Annotated in this window: 9 protein-coding genes; 7 read left to right on the forward strand and 2 right to left on the reverse strand. The window is 39.7% G+C overall.

What is annotated here, in order from left to right:
• The first annotated feature begins 33 nt into the window (after positions 1–33).
• From HUU81_RS02440 to HUU81_RS02465, 6 genes are all read left to right on the forward strand, one after another.
• Entirely contained in the window at positions 34–1,404 is a 1,371-nt protein-coding gene (locus HUU81_RS02440; RefSeq protein WP_325071796.1) for a phosphohexomutase domain-containing protein, read from the forward strand.
• A gap of 818 nt (positions 1,405–2,222) precedes the next feature.
• Positions 2,223–3,308, forward strand: a complete 1,086-nt coding sequence (locus tag HUU81_RS02445) for a DUF418 domain-containing protein (RefSeq protein ID WP_199610693.1) — start codon at positions 2,223–2,225, stop codon at positions 3,306–3,308.
• A 194-nt stretch (positions 3,309–3,502) separates the two neighbouring features.
• Positions 3,503–4,510, forward strand: a complete 1,008-nt coding sequence (locus HUU81_RS02450) for an extracellular solute-binding protein (RefSeq protein WP_199610694.1) — start codon at positions 3,503–3,505, stop codon at positions 4,508–4,510.
• 27 nt (positions 4,511–4,537) lie between these two features.
• Positions 4,538–6,166: an ABC transporter permease gene (locus HUU81_RS02455; protein WP_199610695.1), complete on the forward strand. Its 1,629-nt coding sequence runs from the start codon at positions 4,538–4,540 to the stop codon at positions 6,164–6,166.
• A gap of 7 nt (positions 6,167–6,173) precedes the next feature.
• The gene (locus tag HUU81_RS02460; RefSeq protein ID WP_199610696.1) at positions 6,174–7,208 is read left to right on the forward strand and encodes an ABC transporter ATP-binding protein; all 1,035 of its coding nucleotides are present in this window, start codon (positions 6,174–6,176) and stop codon (positions 7,206–7,208) included.
• Between the two features lie 276 nt (positions 7,209–7,484).
• Entirely contained in the window at positions 7,485–8,444 is a 960-nt protein-coding gene (locus tag HUU81_RS02465) for a Dyp-type peroxidase (protein ID WP_199610697.1), read from the forward strand.
• Positions 8,445–8,515: 71 nt separating this feature from the next.
• Here HUU81_RS02465 and argR read toward each other — a convergent pair whose 3' ends face one another.
• Together argR and HUU81_RS02475 are read right to left on the reverse strand one after the other, a co-directional pair.
• A complete protein-coding gene (gene argR / locus HUU81_RS02470; protein ID WP_199610698.1) occupies positions 8,516–8,983 on the reverse strand; it encodes a transcriptional regulator ArgR in 468 nt (155 codons plus the stop codon).
• A gap of 257 nt (positions 8,984–9,240) precedes the next feature.
• Entirely contained in the window at positions 9,241–11,310 is a 2,070-nt protein-coding gene (locus HUU81_RS02475) for a trypsin-like serine protease (protein ID WP_199610699.1), read from the reverse strand.
• A gap of 462 nt (positions 11,311–11,772) precedes the next feature.
• Here HUU81_RS02475 and mdh point away from each other — a divergent pair, with 462 nt between their 5' ends.
• Positions 11,773–12,708: a malate dehydrogenase gene (gene mdh, locus HUU81_RS02480; protein ID WP_199610700.1), complete on the forward strand. Its 936-nt coding sequence runs from the start codon at positions 11,773–11,775 to the stop codon at positions 12,706–12,708.
• The last annotated feature ends 15 nt before the right edge of the window (positions 12,709–12,723 follow it).

Consider the following 12,723-nt stretch of genomic DNA (forward strand, 5'->3'; position numbering starts at 1 on the left):
GAAATAGAGGTAATGAATAAGCAGTTTTCTCCAATAGAAATCACATGCTTTAAAGCGTACGACATCCGAGGGCAGTTAGGCGAGCAACTTAATGAGCAAATTGCATATCGTATAGGACGTGCTTTTGGTGATTATATGCAGCCAAAACAAGTGGTGTTGGGCGGTGATATGCGTGCCACATCAGAAGCACTTAAAACTGCATTAGCTGAAGGGTTAATGGATGCTGGAGTAAATGTCATTGATCTAGGTATGACGGGTACAGAGGAAGTTTATTTTGCGACTTTCTTTTTAGGTGTTGACGGTGGAATTGAAGTCACGGCCAGTCATAACCCAATTGACTACAATGGCATGAAGTTGGTCAAAAAGGGCTCTCAGCCTATTAGTGGTGACAGTGGGTTGTTTGCTATTCAAGCAATTGCCGAACAAGGTGAGTTTAAACAAGTAGACGAACGAGGCACATACGTTAAAAAGACAGTGCTTGATGAATATATCTCACACTTGCTCAACTATATTGATGTTACTCAGCTAAAGCCAATGAAGATAGTGGTGAATGCGGGTAATGGTGCGGCAGGCCATGTAATTGATAAAATCGAACAGCAGTTTCAACAGCAACAGGTGCCGGTCGAGTTTATTAAAGTTCATCATGATCCCGATCCTACTTTTCCTAATGGTATTCCAAATCCTTTATTACCTGAAAATAGAGCATGTACCCAACAAGCTGTTATTAAACATAATGCAGACTTAGGTTTAGCATGGGATGGTGATTTTGACCGCTGTTTTATGTTTGATGAAAATGGTCGTTTTATTGAAGGGTATTATATTGTTGGGTTATTAGCAGAAGCGTTCTTACAAAAAAATCCCGGTGAAAAAATCATACATGACCCAAGGTTAACGTGGAACACCGTAGATATCGTTGCAACTGCTGGTGGCGAAGCGGTACAAAGTAAAACAGGGCACGCTTTCATTAAAGAGCGTATGCGCAAAGAAAATGCAGTATATGGTGGCGAAATGAGCGCGCATCATTACTTTCGTGATTTTGCTTATTGCGATAGCGGGATGATCCCTTGGTTACTGGTAGCTGAGCTGATTTGCCTTAAAAGCACGCCATTATCTGAATTGCTAAATCAAAGAATGGCCGCTTTTCCTTCACCGGGTGAAATAAACCGCTCAGTAAAAGACGCTGATAGTGTGATAAAAGCAGTGTTAGACAAGTATGAGTCAGATGCGTTAGCGATAGACTATACAGACGGTATCAGTTTAGATATGGGGCAGTGGCGATTTAATTTAAGAAAATCGAATACAGAGCCTTTAATTCGTCTTAACTTAGAAACGCAAAATGATGCTGAGTTGATGCAAGTGAAAGTCAAGGAAGTGTTAGCGATCGCTGATGCGGCGAGCGCTTAGTGTTGCTTTAGCATGAGACGTTAAAAGAAAGAAGGGGCACACCTAAGTGTGCCCCTTTTTTATTTGGGTATAGCATCCTGCTTAATTATTCCCTGTGGCATCCATGTGACAAACCTTATCCCTGGTGGTCCTATCGCTCCGCGATGTTCCATTTGTTATCCATTACCTCGGTAAGTCATTTACCGAATCCGCATCCACATCCTGTGGGCGTCCATTTCACTTCCTGTTGCTTTCCTAGCATTTCATTTTTCATCGCTGAATCATGAAGCAGTCTCCGACTGTGTCCTGTTACGTCCATGTTTTCTATCGTCCTGATAGAAAAGTTTCCACTTCTTTGCTGATGTATGACCATCACTCCCTGATGGATTACGTATAAATATATAGTATGGCGGGATTTACGCTACCGTCATTCTTGTAAATACTTTGAGGGTAGGGATTGAAATATGCTGAATTTAAAGTGTAATTAATTGTAAATTAAGGTTTTTTATTTTTATAAGACGTTATCTAATACGGTATATAGCATGTATCTCGCACCTTACTGTGAGACATTGCTTACAAAATTAATCGACATTTACCTCACGCAGATTTTGGTTTAATTGTGAAGGGGAAATCGTTTAGCGCAGCGAGCGCCTTTACTTTGCAATTAATGTTTACTTATGTGTAGTTGATTGCTTGTAAAAAAGCGAGCTTGATAACGTAAATATAGAGTAAGTGTAACGCCATGCCACTTAAATAATGGACGTGAAGCAAGAGTGCTAGAAAACACCTTTCACTATTATTTGAAGGTTTTAACGTTAATTTTTTCAGGGGTTTATAACATGAAGCAAAGGGTGCAAGGATATGACGTTGCAAGGGCGCTGGCGATTTTTGGCATGGTGATTGTTAACTTTAAAATTGCAATGAATGCGATGGAAGGGAATGCGTTGTTATTGGGGTTCTCAGCAATCTTTGAAGGAAGGGCATCCGCTTTATTTGTCATACTTGCTGGCATAGGGATTACATTTTTGAGCAATAAAGCAAGAGCGTCAGGCGATCTTACAGCTATGTCTAGTGCTCGCAGATCAATTATTAAGCGGGGCGTATTGTTGGTTGTAGTAGGATTGATTTACACGCCAATTTGGCAAGCAGATATTCTCCACTTTTATGGGTGTTATTTCATTATTGCAGCGTTCATCTTCAAGTTAAATGATAAAGGATTGTTACGATTTTCTGTGCTTTGTATGTTGGTATTTCCGATATTAATGGTGCTATTTGATTATGAAAAAAATTGGAACTGGTCAACGCTTACTTATGAAAATTTATGGACTATAGATGGTATGTTAAGACATATCTTGTTTAATGGTTTTCATCCCGTATTTCCTTGGGTTGCTTTTTTAGTGTTTGGGATGTGGTTAGGTAGGCAAGATTTATCAAGTCGAGAAACAAAAAATAAACTATTTAAAATAGCGCTATGTACATTAATTATGTGTGAGCTTATGTTTTATTTTGTTAGAAGCGCGATAGGTGATGGTGCTGCGTTAGAAATGACAGTAGATGAAGTTGCCTTTCTATTCTCAACATCGATAATTCCACCTTTACCTCAATATATTATTTCTGCAAGTAGTTCTGCGGTTATCGTGCTTATCGGTAGCTTGTATTTTTCCGAATATTTTGCTGATAGCAAGTTACATAAATGGTTTTATCAAACAGGACAGCTTTCACTCACATTATACGTAGCGCATGTCATCGTAGGTATGGGATTACTTAACGTGATTGGAAAATTAGAAAATCAGTCAATCGGTTTTTCACTGCTGAGCGTATTAGTTTTTTGTGCTATGAGCGTATGTTTTAGTGTCTTGTGGCTCAAGTATTTTAAAGTCGGTCCGCTAGAGTGGTGTTTTAGAAAGGTTGTTGGCGCATCATAATCATTGATGCTTAATATAACAAGTTGACGTTTTTATAGTAACAGTCAATAGGTAACATCAGTATGACTTGAACAGCTTTGGCTATTAATTTGATTGATGAATATAAAATCAGGGCATAATTTGTAATTTCAGCTGGATATGTAGGAGAAGTCGCTATAGAATAATGCGAATCATTCTCATTATGGAATAAAGATATGAAAATTCGCATTATGTTCCTTACACTCGTTTCGCTGTTTGTTACTTCAGTGTCTGCTGCTGAAGTGGTTAATATTTATTCCTACCGACAACCATTCTTAATTGATCCTATTTTGGAAAAATTTACACAACAAACTGGAATTGAAACTAAAGTAGTATTTGCAAAAAAAGGATTGATTGAACGCCTTAAGCGCGAAGGACGTTTTAGTCCTGCGGATATCGTGCTGACATCTAACTTTAGTAAATTATTGCAACTTAAATCTGAAGGCCTTACTCAGCCTTTTAATAGTGAAGCTGTCACTAATAATATTCCTCAACAGTATCGCGATCCTGAAGGTCACTGGACTGCATTAACCAAGCGCGTTAGAAGTATTTATGTGGCTAAACAACGCGATGAGCTAAAAAATAACTTAACCTATGAAGCGTTAGCTGATGCTGATTTTAAAGGTAAGATTTGTACGCGTTCTGGTAAACATCCATATAACCTTGGCTTAATTTCGTCAATGATTGCTCACCATGGTGAAGCTGAAACTGAAAAGTGGCTTAAAGGTGTGAAACAAAATCTTGCTAGAAAACCGCAGGGTAATGACAGAGCGCAAGTAAAAGCAATTAAAGAAGGGCTTTGCGATGTGGCATTAGGTAACAGCTACTATTACGGTAAAATGCTAACAGATGAAAAGCAAAAAGCATGGGCAGACGCGGTCAATATCGTGTTTCCTAACCAACAAAACCGCGGTGCACACATTAATGTAAGTGGTGCTGTGATCACCAAATACTCTCCTAATAAAAACAATGCTGAAAAATTAATGGCCTTCTTATCTGATGATACCGCACAGCAAATGTATGCGTCAGTAAATATGGAATATCCAGTTAAGAAGAACGTTGCACTATCAGAGATGGTGAAGTCGTGGGGTGCATTTAAAGAAGATAATGTGTCGATTGCTGATATCGCCCAACACCGAACAACTGCACTTAAAATGATAGATAAAATAAAATTTGATCTGTAAATGAGCACAATTCCTTGGCGGCTAGGAATGAATAAAGCCGCAGCAGTTTTAAAGCCAAACTCGTCGGTAGTGATCGCCTTTGTGTTGTCACTGCCGCTTTTTGCGCTTATCGTTCAAGCTTTCTCTCCTGATGATGCAATTTTTTCACATTTAGCAAGTACGGTTTTAGCCGATTATGTGGTTAATACATTGCTATTAGTTTTCTTAGTGTCTGTATTAAGCTTTTTTATTGGTGTGCCATTGGCGTGGTTAATGAGCGTATGTGACTTTCCTTTACGCCGTACCTTTGAATGGGCACTCATGCTACCTCTGGCGATGCCCGCCTATATTATTGCTTACACTTATACTGACTTACTGGATTATGCAGGGCCTGTGCAAATAGCGCTACGTAATTGGTTTGGTTGGCAATCACCTGATGATTATTGGTTTTTTGAAATTCGAAGTTTAGGTGGTGCTGCGTGTATGCTCGCGTTGGTGTTATTTCCATACGTTTATATTATGTGCAGAGCAACATTTATAGAACAATCAAACAGCTTAATAAACGCAAGTAGAGTGCTGGGGTGTACGCCATGGCAAAGCTTTTGGAAGGTGTCATTGCCGCTTGCCCGTGGAACCATTATTGCGGCCATCGCATTAATAGGGATGGAGACGGTCGCTGACTTTGCCACTGTGCACTACTTTTCAGTAAGTACATTAACCACTGCTGTCTATGATACTTGGTTGGGGCACTACAGTTTAGCGGCGGCGGCTAAATTGTCAGTTGTTATGCTAGGCGTGATCTTTTTATTACTCGCGCTAGAAAAATACCATCGTCGTAAACGTGAAATATATCAAGGGCAACAACCAAATAGTGAGACGCACATATACCAGTTATCAGGCTTGAAAGGTTGGCTGGTGACTATCTGGTGCAGTTTGGTATTAGCGGCAGCATTCATCATCCCCATGGCTATTTTATTGAATTATGCAGTAGACTATTTTGATGAGTCATGGAATTTAGATGTGCTTACTTATGCAAGCAATAGCTTTATTATTGCATTGGTGGTTTCTGGCATCAGTTTAGTTGTTGCTTTATGGCTTAATTTTAGAAAGCGTGAACAAAGTAATACCACCAACAAACTGTCAATGCGTTTTTCATCTACCGGATACGCATTACCTGGCACCGTACTCGCAATTGGTGTATTGGTGCCCTTAACTGCATTTGATACCCAGCTAAATAATTTTGCCGAACAATTAGGGATGCCACTCCCTGGACTATTATTTAGCGGCACAGTATTTGCCATTGTCTTTGCTTATGTAGTAAGGTTTGCCGCCATTGCTATCACGGGGCTTGAAACGAGCTTTTCAAAGATCAGTCCGTCACTTGATATGGTGGGCAAAACGATGGGCTGTAGTGGAACGAAAGCATTAATCAAAGTGCATGTTCCTTTAGTAAAGAAAACGCTATTTTCATGTAGCTTATTAATTTTTATCGAGTGCTTAAAAGAGCTGCCCGCGGCGCTTTTATTAAGACCATTTGATTTTGAAACGTTAGCTACTTATACCTATCAGTTTGCAAGTGATGAGCAATTAGAGTTGGCAGCATTTGCTGCACTAACTATTGTTGTAGTGGGATTGATCCCGTTGTTTTATATTAATCAGTCGATTGACTCGCAGTAGGTATTGAATGTCTCAGCTTGAAATTTCAGATTTACATTATCAATATAACGGAAAAGCCATTTTAAATGGCTTGAACCTAAGTATTGCCAAAGATGAAATTGTTGGGCTGTTAGGTGCTAGTGGGTGCGGTAAAACAACAACCCTAAAAGCCATTGCGGGTCTATTGAATATCAGCCATGGCAGCATTGCGATAAATGGCAAAATGGTAAATAGTGAATCTGTATTTTTGCCGCCTGAACAACGTAATATCGGCATGATGTTCCAAGATTATGCACTATTCCCACATTTAACCGTGGCGGATAATATTGCGTTTGGTTTACGCAAGCTGAAGCGCACAGAGCGACAGCAAATAGTCGATGAAATGCTCTCATTAATAAAAATGGAAGACTTCGGCAAACGATACCCACATCAATTGTCTGGTGGCCAACAACAGCGTGTTGCTATTGCTCGAGCATTAGCTTATTCGCCACAATTGTTGTTGCTAGATGAAGCATTCTCCAATATTGACCCAAAAGTACGCTTCGAGTTGATAGACGAAATTAAACACATTATTAAAGCTCGCAATGTAACGGCCGTATTTGTTACCCATAGCAAAGAAGAAGCGTTTGCATTATGCGATCGCATGGCCGTGATTAATAACGGTATCGTAGAGCAAATTGATACCCCAGCACGATTATTTGAACATCCTAAATCACGTTTTGTGGCTGAATTTTTTGGCAAAGGTACATACTTACCTGCGCAAGTGAATGACTCTGGCATATCGTGTATGTTAGGTGATGTTTCAGATTTAAATGGCACCGATTTATCGCCGGGTATGCATGGCGATATTTTTGTGCGTGCAAATAATGTAAAAGCGTTACCTGATACCAATGGCAAAGCCACCATTTTAGCTAGGCGTTACACCAGCCAAGGTTACGAATACGAAGTTGATTATGCTAGCAATCGTATTTGGGCTACAAGTCACGCCTCCACGCCGTTAACCGTTGGTGCAAAAGTTAACGTTACTTTATTGCCACACGTGATAAATTTTTTTACTAGATAAAATCCGCACAATAAATCACGCTGACAATACGTTTTTGCGGTTCGGACAAGCTTACTTGCTATTAAACGTTATCGTAAAGCTTCGGCAAATTTTCTCTAAGCTATTATAATTATTTAAAAAAGGTTCAGGTAGAAGAACGAAGTGCTTTGTTACCGCATTTTTGATGCTAAAATAACAGCACTGATCGTATTGATTTTGCTACTTATTTTAAACCAACTATTTAGGTTTGAAAGAAGTCAGTAATATTCGGCTATATACCAACAAGGAAATTCAATAATGGCACAAGAGCAGTTTGGCATTTGCGCTGAAGCAAACTTACATGGTTTGTTTTTGATGTTTAATGCCCATGATGGCCGTGAAGCATATATTCGAGAGTCTTTAGCTAAGTTAACGTCAATATTTGACGAAATATCAGAACAATTCTCTGAGTCTATGGTTTCAACGGTTATTGCAATTGGTGCTAATTATTGGAATGAGTTATACCCTGCTGTTCGTCCTAAATTACTGAGATCTTTTCCTGCTATTGAGCATGGCGATATAACCATGCCCGCTGTACCTTACGACTTAATGATACAAATTCGCTCGGATCGGGCTGATGTTAACCACCTTGCAGGCTTAAGAGTGTGTGCATTACTCAGTAATGCAGTTGAGTTGGTTGAACAAATACGTGGCTTTAGGTATTTAGACGGTAGAGATTTAACAGGCTTTGTTAATGGTACAGGTAATCCCAAAGGAAGGCGGAAGCGTGAAGTTGCATTAGTGAGCAAAGAACAAGATCCAGAGTTTGAAAATGGCTCTTATCTGCATGTTCAGCGTTACCGACATCAACTGACAAAGTGGGAATCACTTGATGTCTCTGCTCAAGAGGAAGTGATTGGTCGCAGTAAAATTGATAACCAAGAAATGAATACAGCCACAAAACCTATCTACTCGCATACGAGTCGAGTGAATATGCTAGACGAGCATGGGCAAAAAATGGAGATACTTAGACAAAGCATGCCTTATGGTCATATGAAAGTACAGGGGCTGTTTTTTATTTCGTGCTGCCATACGCCCGAGCATTTTGAGTTGATGCTAAACAGCATGGTTTGTACAAGTGCACACAACAAGAATGCTGATCAAGTTGATAATTTACTGGAATATACGCAGGCTGAAACAGGCGCAGCCTTTTTTGCTCCATCCGTGAATTTTATAGAAAGCTATAGCGCAACCTACGGTAATGAATCTTTAGAATAATTGGTTGTGCTTACGTTATTGGTAAGCACGATACTTGATGAAGGTTTAGAGTATAGAGAGTGAGTTACAGATTAGACGTTTTCGAATAAATCTCTCACGCGCTCAAGCGTTTCATCAATCTGTGAAATATTGCTTGGGGCAATAAAAATGGTATCGTCACCTGCGATAGTACCCAATACGCCTTCGGCTTTACTTAATGAATCTAATAAACGCGCGATTAATTGCGCAGCACCTGGACTAGTGCGAATAATGATCATAGATTCATTGTGGATGATATCTAGAACTAATTGACGTAACGGACTTTTTGCCGTTGGCACTCCCAGCTCTGCAGGTAAGCAGTACACCATATCTTGTTTTGCATTACGCGTACGTACCGCACCATACTTACTTAACATACGCGACACTTTTGATTGGCTTACATTGTCAAAGCCTTGCGCTTTTAGTGCGTCAACTATTTCACCTTGTGAGCCAAATTTTTCTTCTTTTAACAACGCTTTAAAAGACTTAACGAGTGCTTCTTGTTTCGCTTGACTTGACATATATATTTACCTCACTGAATTAATCATGCAATTTTACACAATCTATCGGTTTATACTAGTGTCTCTTGATGTTACTAGGTACACCGTACTGGAGTAAATGCCATTAATTTTGAATTGTGATGAGTGGCGAGAGAAATGTAAAAGTATGGTATGAGATGAAAAGTTTTGAGCTTAATAGAGTCAGGTTAACTGAATGCAACCTGACCCTACAGTGAGAAAATTTAATCCCGTTCAATTTAATTGGGAAAATTATCTAACTATTTTGCTGCTTTTCTAATAATCAGTATGCTGTAAAAAAATAGTAACGTTATCCAAGCCATGCTACCGCCACTACTACTAGTGCGAGATTCAGTAGTGGTATTTGTTTGGTTTTGAGTATAGTTAACGTTGCGTAAATAAGCTCTGTCTTCTCCTTCAGAGGTTCTAGGGTCTTTCTTATACACCCACTTAATAATATTAGAGTCTTCAGTTAGAGAAACTTTATATTCAGTGAAATCAACTTCACCGGAAATAAACTCTATTTGCTGATTATTAACTTCCAGATAAAGAGCGTCAAAAGGTAAAGTAGGATCGTCAGTGTTCTCTTCCGAGGACACGCTCCAATCAAATGTTAATGTTCCTTTACCTTTCACTACCGCCATTAAAATACTTGATTCGAAGTGATTGATCTCTCCACTGCGTAGCCCAGTTTCAGCTGGATTACTTTCCCATTTTTCATCTCCGCCTGAATAAAAAGTAATTGCTTGTCCGCTGGCTCCTGCATCGCTTTTTAAATTATTTGACGCGCTGAGTGATTCAGCTCTAATTTTACTTTGGCTAGTTGCAATGTTGGGGTTATTTGATTTGATAACCACATTCGCTTCGTGGCGCCCTGACATGGTTGAGGAGAATGCCACTTCAATATCGCACGACTCGTCAATACCAAGTTGTTGGCAGCTATTTCCGTTTACTGAAAATGCATTACTACCTTCAATTTCATAGCTAATATTTACAGACTCCCCAGAGTGATTATCAACAGTGAGTGTTGTTTTATGCTGAGTTGTAATAGGGACATCTTTAAAATTATAAGCTTGTGATATAGCTACACCATTTGTGATAGCTTCTATCCAGTCGGTGTAGGCGCCTATGAGTGTGTACTTACCTAAGTAGCCTTGATAAGCACAGCCCATACCACCGCTAACGATGCCTAACTGTCTTACGCCATCATTGGTTTGTGCAATTAGAGGGCCGCCACTATCACCTTGGCATGCGTCATGGCCACCAGTTAAACGTCCAGCACATATCTCTTTGTCAGAAACATATACGTCATCAATGGTATATACAGTGCCGTCATCGCTATCACGTGTCAGCGATTCAGCAGTAATCTCACGGCATTGTTCTGCGTTGAAAAGTGATACATCAACATGATGGAGTATGTCTGGAAAGTTTGATGTTGGGCCTTCGCCTGGTGCATAGCCTGTACGACCTCCCCAACCAATAACGGTAGCTGGGGCATTGCTCAATGAAAGGGCCTGAGTGGTATCAAAGTCAGCAAGCTTTATAGAAGGGGCATCAGAATAATTACTAACTTTTATTAATGCAATGTCATCAGAGCTTTTAAACGTATAGTCTGGATAAATATAAATGCTTTCGATATTTGAGGCATTTTCTGCGCCGTCATTAAGGTTGTACTCACCTATATTCACATGCCTTTCGTTTGCACCCGGATAGTCAACACAATGTGCTGCAGTTAATATCCAGCCATTGCCAATGTGGCTTGCGCCACAACTACTACTTTGAGCCAATCGGCTGTCTTCACTAACCTCTACTGTAGCTAATGAATTTATCTGTTGAAGTAGATTTAAACCATCGCTTTGTGTAATACCAACAGCAGGTATTGTACCGCTAAAGCCACCAGTTAGCGTTCCTGAAAGTATGCCATCAACATTGTTATAGACAACCGCGGCAATACCACCTCCATTTTCACAGTTAAGCACCTTGTCTGAGAAGTCAATTTCACCTCTTTCAATTAGACAAATATTGCCTTCGGCATTTAGACATACCTCTTTTGCGAGCCCACAATCAACAATATTGCCTGTGGCTGTGCCACCAGGAGAGTTGCTCATTGGGGTTGTCGAAATAGTTGAGTTGGCGACTATCAGAGAAGTGAACGGGCTAGGGTAAGTAGTAACAAGCGCTGACATCCATGGGTAACTGTCTTGTTCAGCTTCGGTTCCGCCTATAATTTTAGGTTTAACGGGAACTGATGCAAATGGCTTGGCGTGTAAGTTAGAAGCAAATTGAGTTGCTAATATTATTGCAACGGCTGTAGGTAAGTATTTATACATTTGTGCTGTTCCCTGAATACTTGACTAATTTTTTTTGGTCTTAATTAGTATGCTGAAGTGAAAGTGGCTTTATTAAAGACGTTTCAATAAACGGCATACTATTCCTTGAGCCTCAATCTTAAAATATATAAGTTACTTGTCAATATATTGTTTTTATATGGTTTCTTTAATGGTTTTAGGGGTTAACTCTCTGTCACTTTGATGTTTGCAGTAAGCTAAAAGTAAACATGACTAGCATTCATTTTTATTAGTCCCACTTTGTGCAACTTACATGGTCATTGCTTCTTTTTGAGTTTAGTTTTTATCAATTAAATTTCACTCATGAAAACTGTAGGCATATTTCGGTACATCCAACTAAGCAATATGCATTGATAAAACTGTCATTCGTTGAGTTTTAAGCTATTTTCAAGTATGGTTAGCGCGCATTAAATTCGATGATATAAATTATAAAAGGGGAACAACATGAAAGTTGCTGTACTAGGTGCTGCAGGTGGTATTGGCCAAGCACTCTCTCTACTACTAAAAACTCAACTTCCGGCTGGCACAGAGTTAGCACTATACGATGTTGCACCAGTTGTACCAGGTGTTGCTGTTGATCTTAGCCACATCCCAACTGATGTTAAAGTAACAGGTCACGGTAAAGAAGACTTAGCAACGGCTTTAAAAGGTTCTGACATTGTAATGATCCCTGCAGGTGTTCCACGTAAACCAGGTATGGATCGTGCAGATTTATTTAATGTTAATGCAGGTGTTGTTAAAACATTAGCGGAAGGCATTGTTGAAAATTGCCCTAAAGCACATACCTGTATCATCACCAACCCAGTTAATACTACTGTAGCAATTGCAGCTGAAGTATTTAAAAAGGCGGGTACTTATGATCCGCAGCGTTTATTCGGTGTAACAACACTAGATGTAATTCGCGCTGAAACATTTGTTGCTGAATTAAAAGATTTAAACCCTGCCGATATCACAGTTCCAGTAATTGGTGGTCACTCAGGTACAACAATTTTACCATTATTGTCTCAAGTTGAAGGTGTAACGTTCTCTGACGAAGAAATTGAGAAGTTAACGCACAGAATTCAAAATGCAGGCACGGAAGTTGTTGAAGCAAAAGCCGGTGGCGGTTCTGCTACACTTTCTATGGGTCAAGCAGCAGCACGTTTCTGTTTATCACTGGTTAACGCGATGAACGGCGAAGCAGTGATAGAATATGCTTACGTAGACGGTAAAGGTGAACATGCTCGATTCTTCGCTCAGCCAGTGCGTTTAGGTGCAAACGGTGTTGAGGAAGTATTACCTTACGGTGATTTAAGTGACTTTGAAGAAAAGGCGCTTAACGACATGCTAGATACGCTTAAAGGCGACATCGCTAAAGGTGAAGAATTCATCAACGGTTAATGCATCTACAGTCTT

The organism is Flocculibacter collagenilyticus (genome assembly GCF_016469335.1).
Classification (GTDB): domain Bacteria; phylum Pseudomonadota; class Gammaproteobacteria; order Enterobacterales; family Alteromonadaceae; genus Flocculibacter; species Flocculibacter collagenilyticus.

What these genes read in the sequence shown, in the direction of transcription:
- HUU81_RS02455 (WP_199610695.1), top strand. Translation starts at nt 4,538, where the DNA reads ATGAATAAAGCCGCAGCAGTTTTAAAGCCAAACTCGTCGGTAGTGATC.
- mdh (WP_199610700.1), top strand. Translation starts at nt 11,773, where the DNA reads ATGAAAGTTGCTGTACTAGGTGCTGCAGGTGGTATTGGCCAAGCACTC.
- HUU81_RS02475 (WP_199610699.1), bottom strand. Translation starts at nt 11,310, where the DNA reads ATGTATAAATACTTACCTACAGCCGTTGCAATAATATTAGCAACTCAA.
- argR (WP_199610698.1), bottom strand. Translation starts at nt 8,983, where the DNA reads ATGTCAAGTCAAGCGAAACAAGAAGCACTCGTTAAGTCTTTTAAAGCG.
- HUU81_RS02450 (WP_199610694.1), top strand. Translation starts at nt 3,503, where the DNA reads ATGAAAATTCGCATTATGTTCCTTACACTCGTTTCGCTGTTTGTTACT.
- HUU81_RS02445 (WP_199610693.1), top strand. Translation starts at nt 2,223, where the DNA reads ATGAAGCAAAGGGTGCAAGGATATGACGTTGCAAGGGCGCTGGCGATT.
- HUU81_RS02460 (WP_199610696.1), top strand. Translation starts at nt 6,174, where the DNA reads ATGTCTCAGCTTGAAATTTCAGATTTACATTATCAATATAACGGAAAA.
- HUU81_RS02465 (WP_199610697.1), top strand. Translation starts at nt 7,485, where the DNA reads ATGGCACAAGAGCAGTTTGGCATTTGCGCTGAAGCAAACTTACATGGT.